The following is a 14,494-nucleotide window of genomic DNA, read 5'->3' as shown; positions in this document are numbered from 1 at the left end:
CAGGAATTCCTCGATGCGTTCTCTGCTTTCCGCCTCGCTGGGGCTCATGCTGGCGCTAGGGCCGATGGCTGCCGAAGCGTGCACGCGCCTGGTCTATCTCGGGCCCGACGACAACATCATCACTGCCCGCTCGATGGACTGGAAGAGCGACGTGGCGACCAATCTCTACGTCCTGCCGCGCGGGATCGAGCGGAGTGGTGAGGCGGGACCGAATTCCATCAAGTGGACCGCCAAGTATGGCAGCGTGGTTGCCACGGGCTACGACGTCTCGACGACCGACGGGGTCAACGAGGCCGGTCTCAGCGCCAACCTTCTCTGGCTGGTTGAATCCGAGTACCCGTCTTTCGGCAAGGACAGCAAGCCGGGGCTGACGATCGCGGCCTGGGCGCAATACGTGCTCGACAATTTCGCGACCGTCGACGAGGCGGTGAGGGTGCTTGAAAAGGAGCCTTTCACCATCGTCACGGACAATGTTCCCGGAGAAAACCGACTGACGACGCTGCACCTTTCCATGTCTGATGCGACAGGCGACAGTGCGATCGTGGAGTATGTCAAAGGCAAGCAGGTCATCCATCACGACCGCAAGTATCAGGTGATGACCAACTCACCGATCTTCGAGCAGCAACTGGCCCTCAACGCCTATTGGAAGCAGATCGGCGGCACGGTGATGCTTCCCGGCACGAACCGCGCCTCGGATCGCTTTGCGCGGGCGTCGTTCTACGTGAACGCGATCCCGAAGGACGAGGATCCGCACCGTGCGCTTGCCAGCGTCTTCAGCGTGATCCGCAATGTTTCCGTGCCCTACGGTCTGAATACGCCGGAGGAGCCGAACATCTCCTCGACGCGCTGGCGGACCGTCTTCGACCACAAGCGCAAGCTCTACTTTTTCGAGTCGGCGCTGACGCCGAACACTTTCTGGGTCGATCTGAAGGCGATTGATTTCTCCAGGGAGACTGGCAAGGTCAAGCGCCTCGACCTCGGCGAGAATCAGGATCACACCTATTCCGGCGATGCCACCAAGGACTTCAAAGAGGCGAAGCCGTTCATCTTCCTCGGGCTGCACTAGGCTGTGGCCGGAGTGACCGAAGCCTGAGGGGACTTGCATGAAACGCCTTCTCGGACGTTTTATCGGCTCGCTGTCGGTAGCAGGGATCGTTGCCGGGTTCGCGTTTTTCGCGGCATCGCTGACGCCGAGCCTGATGCCGCGATCCTTCATCGTCCAGGGAGCCTTGTCGGGCATAAGTGCTGCGGTCGGCTACCTCTTCGGGGTCGTGCTGACCTGGCTCTGGCAGTATCTCGAGCTGCCGACGGCAAGGACGAGATTGCTGCCGCTGAAATACGTCGTTTTCGCTGGCGGCCTGCTGGTGTCCGTCGCGTTCCTGTGGCGGGCAGCCGGCTGGCAGAATTCGATCCGCGAACTCTGGCATATGCCGCCGCTTGATACCGCCGAGCCGACGAAGTTGGCAGCCGTTGCGGCTCTGGTTTTCCTGGTTGCAATTCTCGTGGCGCGGCTGTTTGAATTGACGGTTTCATGGATATCGAAGCGGCTCAACCGCTTCGTTCCGCGCCGCGTTTCGAACGTCGTCGGCGGCCTCCTTGCGGCATTTCTCTTCTGGTCGGTTGTGGAGGGCGTGTTGCTGCGAGGGGCGCTTCACCTTGCCGACTCGTCGTTCCGCAAGGTCGATGCACTCATCGAGGACGACGTTCCGATGCCTGCGAACCCCATGCATACGGGCAGCGCCGCTTCGCTTGTTTCTTGGGAGGGGCTTGGCCGCCAGGGACGGCACTTCATTGCATCCGGACCGACGGCCGCGGATATCGGAGCGTTCTGGAAATCTCCGGCCAAGGAGCCGGTGCGGGTCTATGTCGGCCTGAACAATGCCGAGACGATCGAGGCCCGGGCGAATCTGGCGCTGGAGGAGATGAAAAGAGAAGGAGCCTTCGACCGCTCGCTGCTTGTCATCGTTGCGCCGACGGGAACCGGGTGGATCGATCCGGCTGCGCTGGATACGCTTGAATACCTGCATCACGGCGATGTCGCCAGTGTCGGGCTGCAATACTCGTATCTGACAAGCTGGCTTTCGCTGCTGGTGGAGCCCGAATATGGCGCCGACTCTGCCCGTGCGCTGTTTCGTGAGGTCTATCGCTATTGGACCAGCCTGCCGCGTGACAAGCGGCCTAAGCTCTATCTGCACGGCCTCAGCCTTGGCGCGCTCAACTCGCAGATCTCGGCTGACATCTTCGACATTGTCGCTGATCCGTTTCAAGGCGCGCTCTGGAGCGGACCGCCGTTTGAAAGCGCAACATGGCGCGCCGTCACGGCAGGCCGCGATCCGCAATCGCCTGCGTGGCTGCCGCGTTTCCGGGACGGCTCGATCGTCCGCTTCACCAACCAGAACAATGCTCTCGATATCGCCGGCGCTATCTGGGGGCCGATACGGATCGTCTATCTGCAATATGCCAGCGACCCCATCACGTTCTTCGATGCGCATTCGTTCTACGCGAGCCGGCCTGGATGAAGGCGCCGCGCGGGCCCGATGTGACGCCGAGCCTGACTTGGCTGCCGGCCCTGACAATGCTGCAACTGGTTTTCGACATGGCGATCGCGACCACGTCGCCAATCGGCTACGGCCATGTCTACGCGCCGCAGCATTACATCGACGCCTGGGTCGCGGTGACCGATCCCGGGATTCCCTCCGGACAGGTGCAGGAACTCAAGCGCTTTTTCGAGGCTAAGGAAGAGGCGAATGCTGCTCACGACTGACCGCGACCGGCAATCTCATGTTCCGAATGTGGATATTGGTGTGGGTTAACCACGTTCCTTAGGCTTTCATTTAGGCTCGCGTATCAGTTTGCGCCGCAGTGGCTGGGAAACCACATTTTCGAGGTTTGAACATGACCTATAGCGGCTTGCTCCTTTCTGCCATTGTGGCCGGCCTGATCACGATTCTAGCGATCGGCGCCCGCCCTGCGAATGAAACTGCGTCCAATTGGCCGCAGATGGATCTTTCCAAGACTGACAGGATCGTCACCGGCAGCGTGCCGCCGCGATGAGCGGAGTGTTAAGCATGTGGGCCACCTCACTGGCGGCGCCGGTAGACCATGCAAGATTTCGCCCCTATGAAATGACGGGTCTGCGCAAGCTCGCGTTAACAGGCGCGTGCTATTTGTCGGGCATAGTCAAGGCATCGAGTTTATGAGTAATTTTAGCCCGCGTTACGATACCATCTGCGATCCGCTCGATATGTGGATGGTTTGGGACAATCAGATTGAAGAGCCGGCGTCCTTCGGCGGCCAGATCATGCATGGCCTGACGGAGGGCTATGCCACCGAAGTCGCCAAGATCATGAACGAGATCTATAGTCGCGACAACAATCGCACCCGCGAGATCAAGGTGTCGCGTCCGACATCGGTACGCTTCGCCGGCTGAGCCGCCGAAGCACCGCGCAATTTCCGCTGTACCTCCCTTTGATGTTTGGCATGGGCCGGGCGTTGCCGCTATCGTTTGCTGATCCAGATATCCGACATCAGATTGGGCGGGTTCGCTCCCGTCCGGGAGGCAGATGCGGTGGACAACAGAGAACTCTTTTCGAAGGCCGCCGATCACGCTGCAAGCTTTCGTGACCGCGTCGCGGAAGGGCCGCAGCGTGCCCGCAAGGATTATGCGGCCGCGCTTGCCGATTTTTCCGAGGATCTTCCCGAGGGATCGGCGCCGATGGCGAGCGTGCTGGACGATCTCGTCGCGAAGGCGGAGCCTGCACTTCACGCCATGACAGGGCCGCGCTTCTTCGGCTGGGTCATCGGTGGCTCGCATCCGATGGGGGTGGCGGCCGATTTTCTGACGAGCGCCTGGGGGCAGAATTCCGGCAATCATACCGTTGCGCCCGCTGCCTCGGCGGTGGAGGCAGTTACCAGCCGTTGGCTGTTGACGCTGCTTGGGCTGCCGCCTTCCTGTTCCATTGGCTTCGTCACCGGCGCAACGGTCGCGAACTTTACCTGTCTTGCGGCTGCCAGGGGCGAGGTGTTGGCGCGGGCGGGCTGGGATGCCGATGCGCTTGGTCTCTTCGGGGCACCGCCGATCAGCGTCCTGATCGGTGACGATGCGCATACGACGGTCTTCTCTGCCCTGCAGTTCCTCGGCCTCGGCCACGATCGTGTCATCAGGATCGCGACCGACGATCAGGGGCGGATAGAGCCCGAGGCGTTCGCTGAGGCAATTACAGAGGTTGAGGGTCCCTGTATCGCAGTCTTGCAGGCCGGGCAGATCAACACCGGCCATTGTGATGATTTCGCGCGGCTCATTCCAATGGCAAAGTCCAAGGGAGCCTGGGTTCACGTCGATGGTGCATTCGGGTTATGGGCGCAGACGTCGGCGCGGCGGCGCCATCTCACCGGTGGGGTCGAGTTCGCGGACAGCTGGGCGACGGACGGCCACAAATGGCTGCAGACGCCTTACGACTGCGGCTATGCGATCGTCCGCAATGAGCTCGCGCACCGTCGTGCCATGACGATTGCCGCCAGTTACCTTCCGCTTGCGCGCGAGGGCGAGCGTGATCCGTCCCACTACGTTCCCGAACTCTCGCGGCGGGCGCGCGGATTTTCGACCTGGGCCATGATCCGGCACCTGGGTCGGTCGGGCATCGAAGCCTTGGTCGACCGCTGTTGTGATTCTGCCGAGACGATCGCGACGGCGCTGGCGTCGGAGCCCGGAATTGCGATCGGCAACAGCGTTGTCCTGAATCAGGCCATCGTCCGGTTCGGCACCGACCTGCCCGCGGAGCCGGCGGACGCGTTGACCACAGCAACGATTGCCGAGCTGCAGCGGGTCGGCCGTGTCTTCGCAGGCGGGGCGACCTGGCGCGGACGGCAGGTGATGCGCCTGTCTGTGTGCAATTATCAGACCGACATGGCGGAAGCGGAGAGGGCGGCCGAGGCGATCATCAGTGCCTATCGCGCGGTGCGGCGAGGGTGAAAAAGACCGACGTTGGGGCGTCCGCGTAGCGTGCATTCAATACCACGAATTGTTGGGGAGATGTCGTCGGTTTCGGCAGGTAAGTTTTCGTTCACCGTTTTTCACTAAATTTCGGGTGAAGTCTTTTGGTCACTGCCGATACCCGGAAGCGATGAGAGTATGGCGTTTGTTTCCCTTCTGCGGCGTTCCTTGCTGCCGGTGCTGCTTTCGACAGCCTTGACGACCTGTTCAACGGACGGGCTCGTTCCCCCCGGCGATGTCGACAGCGGCATGAAGGTCAGTTCCATTACTCCGCCGAAGCATTATCAGGCGCCGGTGCAGATGCCGAGCGCCGATGTTCAGCCGGCATACCCCGTTTCCACGCAGCCTGTGCGCGATACCTCGCAGTCCGTCGACTATCTCGATACGCCCAATCTGGCGGGAACCGGTCATTCGGCGCGGATGGCGCAGCCAATGCCGGCGTCACAAGGGCTGCCGCGCAGCGGCAGTGACGAAGCCTCCGCCGGTGCACGCGGGATGGCGGGCCAGCTTTCAGGGCAGCCGCAGACCTGGGGTGGCACGCAGCAGCTCGCCGTTCCCGCAGGCGGCGTCAACATGGACGACGAACTTGGCGCCGAACCGGTGACCGGGCTTGCCGCCGAGGAAGAGCAGCAGATCGCCGAAGGTCAATCCGATCAGCCTGTTGTCGATGGCATAGGCACGGATAGTCCGACGCAGATCAACAGGGCCCGGGCGCCTAGGCCGGCCAGCGAAGCGGCGATGAGCGCGGCGCCCGCCTGGGGTGACGGACGCGCGGTCGTTGCTCCCGCGAGAGTGCCTGAGGAAAACGAGACGCAGGTGGCGATGCTGCGCCCCAACAATCCGATGATGAGCGCGCCGGCGCCGGTCGATCCGGGCGTCATGCCGAGTTCCGAGCTTTCATGCCGCCGCGAGTTGAAGCGCATGGGCGTCGTCTTCACCGACAAGCCGGCGATCTCCCAGGGCCCGGCCTGCCAGGTTCCCTACCCGATTTCGCTGCAGGGCCTGTCAGGGAACATCGGGGTCAAGCCGGCGGTCACGCTCAATTGCCAGGTTACGCTCGCCTTCGCGAAGTGGGTCAAGAACGAGCTCGCTCCATCAGCGCGCTTCCGCTACTGGTCCGGCATCAAGACGATCCAACCTCTCGGTGGATACAGCTGCCGCCGCATGAACAACAGCCGCCAGAAATACAATCCGATGTCCGAACATGCGCGCGGAAACGCGATCGATGTCGGCAAGTTCGTGCTGAAGAGCGGCCACGAGATCGATGTGCGCAAGAAGGGGCTGTTCTCCTTACGCGAGGGGCGCTTGCTCAAGGCGGTTCGCAGCGACAGCTGCAAGTACTTCAACACCGTCCTCGGTCCGGGCAGCAATCCGGAGCACTGGAACCACTTCCATTTCGATCTGCGGGCACGCCAGAGCGGCAAGGCTTACTGCGACTAGCCGCGTCCTTGTCAAAAGGCCGAACTGATTGAACTAAGGGAAAGTAGATTCTTTCGTTCTTTCAGCATTTCGTGAATACGAATGCTCTGTTCGCGCGTTACAGGATGTCAAACGTGCTCGCGGCGGCTATATAGCGCGAGTAATTCCGCGCTAACCTAGAAAAAAGCCCTATGGCCCCAATCATTTCCATCCGCGATCTCACCAAGACATATGCAAATGGCTTCCAGGCACTGAAGGGCGTCGACCTCGACGTCGAGCGTGGGGAAATTCTCGCGCTCCTCGGCCCGAATGGTGCCGGCAAGACGACGCTGATCTCGATCGTCTGCGGCATCGCCAACCCGAGCAGCGGTCACGTCCTCGTCGATGGCAAGGATGTCGTGAAGGACTTCCGGCTGACACGATCGATGATCGGCCTCGTTCCGCAGGAATTGACCACCGACCAGTTCGAGACCGTCTGGAACACGGTCAGCTTTTCACGCGGATTGCACGGCAAGAAGGCCAATCCCGCCCATATCGAGAAGGTGCTGCGCGACCTCTCGCTCTGGGACAAGAAGGACAACACGCTTCGGCAGCTGTCAGGCGGCATGAAGCGGCGCGTGCTGATCGCCAAGGCGTTGTCGCACGAGCCGATGGTGCTTTTCCTCGATGAACCGACCGCCGGTGTCGATGTCGCGCTGCGTAAGGACATGTGGGAGGTCGTCGCGACGCTGCGCCGGGCAGGCGTCACGATCATCCTGACGACGCACTATATCGAAGAGGCGGAAGAGATCGCCGATCGCGTCGGCGTCATCAATGGCGGCAAGCTCCTGCTGGTGGAGGAGAAGAGCACGCTGATGAGGAAGCTCGGCGGCAAGCAGCTGATCCTGGAGCTCAGCGAGCCTCTTTCCGTTCTGCCGCCGGAATTTGCCGGAAACGGTCTGTCGCTCTCCGATGACGGAGGCCGGCTCGTCTATGATTTCGACACACAGAACGAGCAGGAAAGCATTGCCGCGCTGCTGACGCGGCTTGGCCAGCACAATATTCATTTCAAGGACCTGTCCACGCAGCAGACCTCGCTTGAGGACATTTTCGTGGCTCTCGTGGGAGGAGCAAAATGAACTTCGAGGCCATCAAGTCCATCTACTTCTTCGAAATGGCGCGGACCCGCCGCACGCTGCTTCAAAGCGTGGTCTCGCCCGTCATCTCGACGTCGCTCTATTTCATCGTCTTCGGGGCGGCGGTCGGCTCAAGGATCCAGGAGGTCGAAGGGGTGTCCTACGGCGCCTTCATCACGCCGGGTCTCATCATGCTGACGCTGCTCGGTCAGTGCATCAGCAACGGCTCGTTCGGTATCTATTTTCCGAAGTTCACCGGAACCATCTACGAGGTCCTGTCGGCCCCGGTCGCCATGGCCGAGATATTGCTGGGCTATGTCGGCGCAGCCGCCACGAAGGGGCTGATGATCGGCGTGATCATCCTTCTGACGGCCAATATCTTCGTCGATGTCCGGATCGAGCACCCGTTCATGATGGTGCTGTTCTTCCTGCTGACGGCGATCACCTTCAGCCTGTTCGGCTTCATGATCGGCATCTGGGCCAGCAACTTCGAGCAGCTCAACCTCATTCCGATGCTGGTCGTTCCGCCGCTGACCTTCCTCGGTGGCAGCTTCTACTCGATCAACATGCTGCCGCCATTCTGGCAGGCGGTCAGCCATTTCAATCCGGTGCTCTATCTCGTCAGCGGTTTCCGTTGGAGCTTTTACGGAATTGCCGATGTCAACCCGCTGGTCAGCCTCGGGATGATCTCGATCTTCCTGGCTTTGTGCCTCGGAACGCTCGGATGGATGTTCAAGACTGGATATCGCCTGCGCAACTGAGGACGCCGCTCAAGCAGCGGCGCCTGAGCGTGCCGATATCACGGCAGTGAGGAGCGCACGGCCAGACGGAAGTTTCCGTCGGTCGTGGAGTGGATATCGAGCAGGTTCGACCGCTCCATCCATTCCGTCGCCCAGGCCGGCGGCTCGCCACCTTTGTCCGCCTGCCAGACGACTAGAGCCGGTTCGGCGCCAACGGCGCTGGCCGTATCCGGCGTCAGAACCAGGGCATTCGGAAGCCATATCTTCAGGTTTCCGGCCAGCGGCACGTTCTCCACAAGAATGACGGTGGCATCGCTCAAAACGGCGGCACGGGCCTGGGAGGCGAGGGCAGCGTAGGGCGCGGAGTTGTCGTCATCCTTGCCTCGCAGCGGCTCCGTCAGCTCGCCGATGAGGATCACCGCGAGGAAGGACATGACCAGGCCCGCCGATACCAGGGTGAATTGCCGTGTGGCCTTTTCCGATCGGACATCGGCTGCGGCGACCTTGCAGGCGAGATAGACGGGCAAGAGCAGGAAATAGATCGCCAGCCATTTCGGACGCACGGTCGTTGCATCGACCGCGATAAGCACCACGAAAACCAGCAGCAGCGATATGAGCAGCATACGTCCGGTCAGGCGCGTCCACCGGCTTTCGGCCCTGATGATGTCGGCAAGCCGGCTTCTGTAGGCCAGTGCGAAGAGCGCCATGGTGATGGCCGAGCACTTCACGACGGAAAGGAGGAGGGCCGCGGCAGCCGTCAACCATTTGGGAAGCGAACCGCTTGCGGCTTCCTGCATCTCCTCGACGGTTGCACCTGTCGCCATGCCGAAATTGCCATGCACCCAGCTCAGATGCGGGCCGACGACCATCAGCCCGACGACGACGGTGATCGCCACTCGCCAATCGAGTGCACGGGCACGCCAGTCCTTGTCCAGCAATAGCGCAATGCCGGCTGCGATCGGCAGGACGGCAAAATTATACTTGGCAAGAAAGCCGATCCCGGCCGCAAGCCCGACACAGGCGTAGTTCAGCGCAGTCGGACGCTTGAGGGCGGAAAATAGAGAGAGAAGAAAAAGGGCGACGGCCAGAAAGGCGCCGACGGTATGCGTCAAGTCGCGCTGGGAGAGCAGAAAGACGGCTGGCAGCGTCACGGCGCCTATGGCGGCAAGCTCTGCGCATTCCTTGCGTTGCGTGGCAACCCGCGTTGCCACGCCAAGACAGAGACAGCTTGAAAAAAGCAGCAAATCCTTCAGCAGCGATAACGACGCTATCGAGGTGCCGAAAGCATGGGTCGAAATCCAGGCGAGCCAGTTGTAGAACGGCGGCTGGTTGCCGTAGCCCAGCCACATGAACTGAGAGAGGAACGCCAACTGGTTCTCGTCGGCTGAAAGGTCGTTGCCGCGCAACAGGCGTGCGATCAAGGCCATTGCAAAGTAGGTTGCAAGCACGGCCATTGGAAGCGAGATCGTCACGTCCAGGCGGCTGCGCCACGGACGTTCCGCTTGGCTGCTAATATCAGTCAAATTGCTTTCCCAGGCATCCTGATCGCAAACGGATCAACCAATCTGAGTTGCAACATTGCTTATGGAGGCAGGGGGAGCAAGCGACGGAGGGCGTCAGAAAGATGATTTGTGGCCACTGATGCCGGAAAACCTCACCAGATCTTGCGTCGCTCGTTCATCTTGGGTGATCGTTCCCGGACTAGTCGCGCATCCGTAATTCGTCGGTCTGCATCTGCAGCGAACCCAGGGTTTCCAGGAAGCTCATGCCAAGCAGGCTCTGGTCCAGCTTGCCGTCTTCGGCGACGCTGGCAACGACATTGTTGCGGACGATCGGGCCGATGGAGACTTCGGCAAGGGTGACCGGAGCGGCACTGGCGCGACCATTGGCGGTCATGACGGACATGGAATAGGTGAGGTTCTCGGGGATAATGCCGACGCGCTCGGCGTCTTCACGCGACAGGGCGATCATGCTCGCGCCGGTATCCACCAGCATCGATATCGACTGGCCGTTGACCATGACGTCGGCCTCGAAATGGCCGTTCAGCAGCTTATGGAGAATAACCTCCTTGCCGCCTTCGCTCGTCGTCACCACGACGGCGCGGCCGGGAACGAGGCCGGCGAGGAGGCGGTTGCCTACGCCTGAGGCTTCCTGCCTATAGAGATACGCCGTCGCAAGGCCGAGTATCAGCACCAGCCAGATCATGATGTTGCGGAGTGTTTCGCCGGCGTTGATCCGTCGTGACCAGATGCCGGCCGCCAGCATCAAGGCGATCGGCAGCAGATAGATCATGCGTCCGAAATCGTCGGTCCGCATTCCCATGATGCGGGAATTGTCGTGATTGAAGATCAGGACGGCAAGACCGATGCCGAGCACAGCAAGAAGGACAACCATACGGCTCATGCACGATGCTCCAAGGTTGCCGCAGCACTCTGGCGGAGCCGGTCGGGCAGCAATGCCATCACAGTGTTGCGCTGCTCCTCGCTAAGCGACATCCAGCCGGCGATCTCGCCAAGCGTGCGGCCGCAGCCAACACAGAAACCGTTGGCGGGATCGATAGAGCATACGTTGATGCAGGGCGTGCGCATGACGAGCTTTATCGTTGTTTCACAAAGCCATGGCAAGGGCGCACAGGGAAGCGATCTCGGAAATTTGTGCTGTCGCGCCAAGGGTGTCGCCGGTGTGGCCGAGCAGGCGCATTCGCGTGTATCTCGTGAAGGCGACGGTGCTCAATCCCGCCGCCAGAAGCGTGCAAACGAGGGGCAGCAGGCCGAGGCTCGGCCAGACCAGCAGGCCCGCCAGGAGGCAGCCCGATACCAACGCGATCTGCATGGCGCTTTCGTTCGGTTTGCCAGAAGCTGCGGCAACGCCGTCGGGCTTTGCCGGCGGCAGGCGGTACCAATGCCAGACGAGCGCGCTGCGGCTGATGCAGGCGGCGGCTGGAAGGGCGAGGGCTGCGGCTAACGGTGCCTCCGCGCGGGCGATCGCCGCCAGCGCCGCCGCACGAAGCGCAAACGACAGGACGAGGGAAATCGCGCCGTAGGTGCCGATGCGGCTGTCCTTCATGATCGACAGGCTGTGCTCGCGGTCGCGGCCACCACCCATGCCATCGGCGCAATCGGCCAGTCCGTCTTCGTGCAGCGCGCCAGTCAGGACACACAGAACGGACAAGGCCACCAGCGCCGACATGAGCCGGTCACCGTGCAGGGACAGCATCACGAAAAGGATCAAAGCCGGCAGAAGCGTAATGATCACGCTCGCGGCGGGAAAGGCACGCGCGACACGACCGAGCTTGCCGTCATAGCCGGAAAACGCGGCCTGCGGCATCGGAATTCGGCTGAGGAAACCGATGGCCCGGGCAATATCCGCCCCGTAGGTTCCGATGTTCATGCAGGGCTTGCTCCGCGACGATATTGCAGCGCTTTTGCAGTTGTTCGCCTGAGCTGCTGCCTTTAAGAGAGTGGCCACGAAAGAAGCTGATTTGCAGCGAAAATACAAGTTAGAGACAAGGAAGCCGCATTCATGAGCGTTTCAGGCCTGCCGTTCGACGATTTCCGGACATTGCTGCGCGATCTGCCGGGACCGGATGCCGCGGCATTGGTCGCCGCACGCGAACGCGATGCGCAACTGACGAAGCCGCCGGGTGCGCTGGGCCGTCTTGAAGAAATCGCCTTCTGGCTTGCCGCCTGGACCGGCCGCGCACCTGCCGTGAACCGGCCGCTCGTGGCGATATTCGCCGGCAATCATGGTGTGGCGAAGCAGGGGATCACGCCTTTCCCGCCGTCCGTCACCCAGCAGATGGTGGAGAACTTCGCAGCCGGCGGTGCGGCGATCAACCAGATCTGCGTCGCTTACGACCTCGGCCTGAAGGTCTTCGATCTCGCGCTCGACTATCCGACCGGCGACATCACCGAGGAAGCCGCGCTTTCCGAACGCGACTGTGCCGCGACGATGGCGTTCGGCATGGAGGCGATCGCCGGCGGTACGGATCTGCTTTGCATCGGCGAGATGGGCATCGGCAATACGACGATCGCCGCGGCGATCAACTATGCGCTCTACGGCGGCTCCGCCCGTGACTGGGTCGGACCGGGCACCGGCTCCGAAGGCGAGATGCTGGAGCGGAAGGTCGCGGCCGTCGAGAAGGCCGTTGCGTTGCATCGCGACCACCTGCACGATCCGCTGGAGATCATGCGCCGCCTTGGCGGCAGGGAGATCGCGGCCATGGCCGGCGCTATCCTTGCCGCGCGCGTCGAGCGGATTCCGGTGCTGATCGACGGTTACGTCGCGACGGCCGCCGGTGCCATTCTCAAGGCCGCCAATCCATCGGCGCTCGACCATTGCCTCATCGGTCACGTTTCCGGTGAGCCCGGACACCTGCGCGCTATCGAGATGCTCGGAAAAACGCCGCTGCTCGCCCTCGGTATGCGCCTCGGCGAAGGTACCGGTGCTGCGCTGGCGGCGGGTATCGTCAAGGCCGCTGCCGCATGCCATTCCGGCATGGCGACCTTTGCCCAGGCAGGGGTGACGAACAAGCACTGAGCATTGGCGTCCGTGACAGTTTTGTGACGGAGCCTTGCGGTACGGGTCTGTTAACGGTATTCGCATCTTCTGAAACATGGCGGCCGAAGGGGCCGCCATCGACTTGACGAATGAGGCCGCTCCATGAAACCCGCCGTAACGAAGCTGACCGGCTTCAGCCACTTTTTTGCCGCCGCCGGCTATTCGCTCGGCGGCTTTCGTCGGCTGATCAAGGAAGCGGCGTTTCGCCAGGAGCTATTGTTCTTCGCGGTTTCCATCATTCTGCTGCTTTCCGTCGGGGCGACGCTTTCCGAATTGATGATCGCGGTGGTGCTGTTTCTGGCGCTGTTTGCGGTCGAGGCACTGAATACGGCGATCGAAGAGGTGATCGACCGGATATCGCCTGAGATTTCCATGGTCGGCAAGCACGCGAAGGATCTCGGATCGTTCGCGGTCTTGTGCATGCTCGCGGCTTGCGGCCTGTTTCTCATGTTCACGATCGGCAAGCATCTGCTGCTTGGATAGCGGTGATACAACCGAATGCTCTTTTGAGTTGCTTAATCAAATTGTACACCTTGAAGGTGTGTCTGCTTTATGATTACCTGCCGTCATTCTTAACGGTGGGGGCTGATCATGGTGGGCATGTCGTCTCATTTCAGGTGGTGGCAATGGCGGCAGGAAGAGAAGAAGCGTAGCCGACCGGCTATGGTGCTTGTGGTCGTCGGCGGGATATCCGTTGCGTTCATTCTGTTTCTGCTGGTTTTGTCTCAGTTCAGCGGTTGGGTTGCTGCGAGCGGCGTCGGCGGGTTGGTCGTTTTTGCGGGGATGTCGGCAGGCGGCTTCCTCGGATTTCTGTTTTCCGTGCCCAGGATAATGACCAAGGATAACCAGGTTGCGGTCGTTGCGGCGCCGGCGGACGCCGACCCGCTGGCGAGACTTGCCGGCAAAGGCGAACGTCTGCTCAGTTCCAATACGAATCTCGAGCGTGTTTCCGAATGGCTGACGACGATGCTGGTCGGCGTGGGGCTGACGCAGATCGGCTCGCTTGACGATCGTTTCGTGGATTTCAGTGCTTTCCTGAAAGACAATATGCCTGGCTCCCAGGCAACGACCCTGCCTGCGGTAAGTCCCTTCCTTCTGGTCTCCGGGCTCGTGGCCGGTTTCATCTTTTTCTATCTGTATACCCGCATCTACCTCTCACCTCTCTTCCAGTACGCGGAGAAGGTGCTGCGCGATCCGGGCGAGGCGCTGCTTCAAGTTGGTGTGCCGAAAGTCCGTGAAGCCGCGGCAAGGCTGGCGGACATAGCCGGAGGGCCATCGCTCGCCTACACTTCAACAGCATCGGAGATATCGATCGACGATAGCCTCGAGGTCATATTCAGCCTGCTGTACCGCGAGGGCGGATATGCCGAGGCAATCGATATCGGCAATACGCTCGCCGAAACGCCGGCAGCCAACCTTGCACGCTACTGGTATCTGATGGCGGCGGCCTACGGACAAAAACATCACGAACTGCTCATTGCAGGCGCGACCACGCGAGAGTTGCGGCAGGCGCGGAACGCGGTGCTAAGCGCGGCTCGCCGAGCCGTCCAACTGAATCATAACTACAAGTTCCGGCTTCTGGAGCTGACGGATCCGGAAAACGACGACAACGACCTGCAGGATTTTGCCTCCGACAAGGAATTTCAGCAGATCGTGAAGTAGGTCGG

14 protein-coding genes and 1 pseudogene are annotated in these 14,494 nt (G+C 61.3%); 11 read left to right on the top strand and 4 right to left on the bottom strand.

Annotation, left to right across the window (positions count from 1 at the left end):
• Nucleotides 1-13 precede the first annotated feature (13 nt).
• From ASE04_RS07730 to ASE04_RS07700, 8 genes and pseudogenes are all read left to right on the top strand, one after another.
• Nucleotides 14-1,066 carry a linear amide C-N hydrolase gene (locus tag ASE04_RS07730; RefSeq protein WP_244490359.1) on the top strand — a complete coding sequence of 351 codons (1,053 nt, stop codon included), beginning with the start codon at nt 14-16 and terminating at the stop codon, nt 1,064-1,066.
• Nucleotides 1,067-1,103: 37 nt separating this feature from the next.
• Nucleotides 1,104-2,764 (top strand): annotated as a pseudogene (locus ASE04_RS07725) (alpha/beta hydrolase).
• 131 nt (nt 2,765-2,895) lie between these two features.
• Entirely contained in the window at nt 2,896-3,054 is a 159-nt protein-coding gene (locus tag ASE04_RS31150) for a hypothetical protein (RefSeq protein ID WP_200960694.1), read from the top strand.
• A 142-nt stretch (nt 3,055-3,196) separates the two neighbouring features.
• The gene (locus ASE04_RS07720; RefSeq protein WP_056814545.1) at nt 3,197-3,430 is read left to right on the top strand and encodes a hypothetical protein; all 234 of its coding nucleotides are present in this window, start codon (nt 3,197-3,199) and stop codon (nt 3,428-3,430) included.
• Between the two features lie 138 nt (nt 3,431-3,568).
• Nucleotides 3,569-4,972 carry a pyridoxal phosphate-dependent decarboxylase family protein gene (locus ASE04_RS07715; RefSeq protein WP_056814781.1) on the top strand — a complete coding sequence of 468 codons (1,404 nt, stop codon included), beginning with the start codon at nt 3,569-3,571 and terminating at the stop codon, nt 4,970-4,972.
• Nucleotides 4,973-5,131: 159 nt separating this feature from the next.
• On the top strand, nt 5,132-6,433 hold the full coding sequence (locus ASE04_RS07710) for an extensin-like domain-containing protein (RefSeq protein ID WP_056814539.1): 1,302 nt from the start codon (nt 5,132-5,134) through the stop codon (nt 6,431-6,433).
• 170 nt (nt 6,434-6,603) lie between these two features.
• On the top strand, nt 6,604-7,530 hold the full coding sequence (locus ASE04_RS07705; protein WP_056814537.1) for an ABC transporter ATP-binding protein: 927 nt from the start codon (nt 6,604-6,606) through the stop codon (nt 7,528-7,530).
• Entirely contained in the window at nt 7,527-8,288 is a 762-nt protein-coding gene (locus ASE04_RS07700; RefSeq protein WP_056814534.1) for an ABC transporter permease, read from the top strand. The genes ASE04_RS07705 and ASE04_RS07700 overlap by 4 nt, the downstream gene beginning before the upstream one ends.
• Before the next feature lie 38 nt (nt 8,289-8,326).
• On the opposite strand, the gene ASE04_RS07695 is transcribed toward ASE04_RS07700, so the two are convergent.
• The 4 genes from ASE04_RS07695 to ASE04_RS07680 form a co-directional block, all read right to left on the bottom strand.
• A complete protein-coding gene (locus tag ASE04_RS07695; RefSeq protein ID WP_056814531.1) occupies nt 8,327-9,790 on the bottom strand; it encodes a glycosyltransferase family 39 protein in 1,464 nt (487 codons plus the stop codon).
• Nucleotides 9,791-9,968: 178 nt separating this feature from the next.
• Nucleotides 9,969-10,670: a TIGR02281 family clan AA aspartic protease gene (locus ASE04_RS07690; protein WP_056814530.1), complete on the bottom strand. Its 702-nt coding sequence runs from the start codon at nt 10,668-10,670 to the stop codon at nt 9,969-9,971.
• A complete protein-coding gene (locus ASE04_RS07685; protein ID WP_056814527.1) occupies nt 10,667-10,855 on the bottom strand; it encodes a DUF1289 domain-containing protein in 189 nt (62 codons plus the stop codon). Before ASE04_RS07685 ends, ASE04_RS07690 begins: the two co-directional genes overlap by 4 nt.
• Before the next feature lie 19 nt (nt 10,856-10,874).
• The gene (locus ASE04_RS07680; RefSeq protein WP_056814526.1) at nt 10,875-11,657 is read right to left on the bottom strand and encodes an adenosylcobinamide-GDP ribazoletransferase; all 783 of its coding nucleotides are present in this window, start codon (nt 11,655-11,657) and stop codon (nt 10,875-10,877) included.
• 132 nt (nt 11,658-11,789) lie between these two features.
• Between ASE04_RS07680 and cobT the strand changes: the two genes are divergently transcribed.
• From cobT to ASE04_RS07665, 3 genes are all read left to right on the top strand, one after another.
• On the top strand, nt 11,790-12,806 hold the full coding sequence (gene cobT / locus ASE04_RS07675; protein ID WP_056814523.1) for a nicotinate-nucleotide--dimethylbenzimidazole phosphoribosyltransferase: 1,017 nt from the start codon (nt 11,790-11,792) through the stop codon (nt 12,804-12,806).
• Nucleotides 12,807-12,929: 123 nt separating this feature from the next.
• Nucleotides 12,930-13,310 (top strand): diacylglycerol kinase, encoded by a 381-nt coding sequence (locus ASE04_RS07670; protein ID WP_056814521.1) that lies wholly within the window; start codon nt 12,930-12,932, stop codon nt 13,308-13,310.
• Nucleotides 13,311-13,418: 108 nt separating this feature from the next.
• On the top strand, nt 13,419-14,489 hold the full coding sequence (locus ASE04_RS07665) for a hypothetical protein (RefSeq protein ID WP_156408725.1): 1,071 nt from the start codon (nt 13,419-13,421) through the stop codon (nt 14,487-14,489).
• Nucleotides 14,490-14,494 lie beyond the last annotated feature (5 nt).

Origin of the sequence: Rhizobium sp. Root708 (assembly GCF_001429725.1) — a bacterium.
Classification (GTDB): Bacteria; Pseudomonadota; Alphaproteobacteria; order Rhizobiales; family Rhizobiaceae; genus Rhizobium.
The sequence above is the reverse complement of the archived record's forward strand: the minus strand, read 5'-3'. Positions and strand labels throughout refer to the sequence as shown.

What these genes read in the sequence shown, in the direction of transcription:
- ASE04_RS07730 (WP_244490359.1), top strand. Translation starts at nt 14, where the DNA reads ATGCGTTCTCTGCTTTCCGCCTCGCTGGGGCTCATGCTGGCGCTAGGG.
- ASE04_RS31150 (WP_200960694.1), top strand. Translation starts at nt 2,896, where the DNA reads ATGACCTATAGCGGCTTGCTCCTTTCTGCCATTGTGGCCGGCCTGATC.
- ASE04_RS07720 (WP_056814545.1), top strand. Translation starts at nt 3,197, where the DNA reads ATGAGTAATTTTAGCCCGCGTTACGATACCATCTGCGATCCGCTCGAT.
- ASE04_RS07710 (WP_056814539.1), top strand. Translation starts at nt 5,132, where the DNA reads ATGGCGTTTGTTTCCCTTCTGCGGCGTTCCTTGCTGCCGGTGCTGCTT.
- ASE04_RS07705 (WP_056814537.1), top strand. Translation starts at nt 6,604, where the DNA reads ATGGCCCCAATCATTTCCATCCGCGATCTCACCAAGACATATGCAAAT.
- ASE04_RS07700 (WP_056814534.1), top strand. Translation starts at nt 7,527, where the DNA reads ATGAACTTCGAGGCCATCAAGTCCATCTACTTCTTCGAAATGGCGCGG.
- ASE04_RS07690 (WP_056814530.1), bottom strand. Translation starts at nt 10,670, where the DNA reads ATGAGCCGTATGGTTGTCCTTCTTGCTGTGCTCGGCATCGGTCTTGCC.
- ASE04_RS07685 (WP_056814527.1), bottom strand. Translation starts at nt 10,855, where the DNA reads ATGCGCACGCCCTGCATCAACGTATGCTCTATCGATCCCGCCAACGGT.
- ASE04_RS07680 (WP_056814526.1), bottom strand. Translation starts at nt 11,657, where the DNA reads ATGAACATCGGAACCTACGGGGCGGATATTGCCCGGGCCATCGGTTTC.
- cobT (WP_056814523.1), top strand. Translation starts at nt 11,790, where the DNA reads ATGAGCGTTTCAGGCCTGCCGTTCGACGATTTCCGGACATTGCTGCGC.
- ASE04_RS07670 (WP_056814521.1), top strand. Translation starts at nt 12,930, where the DNA reads ATGAAACCCGCCGTAACGAAGCTGACCGGCTTCAGCCACTTTTTTGCC.
- ASE04_RS07665 (WP_156408725.1), top strand. Translation starts at nt 13,419, where the DNA reads ATGGTGGGCATGTCGTCTCATTTCAGGTGGTGGCAATGGCGGCAGGAA.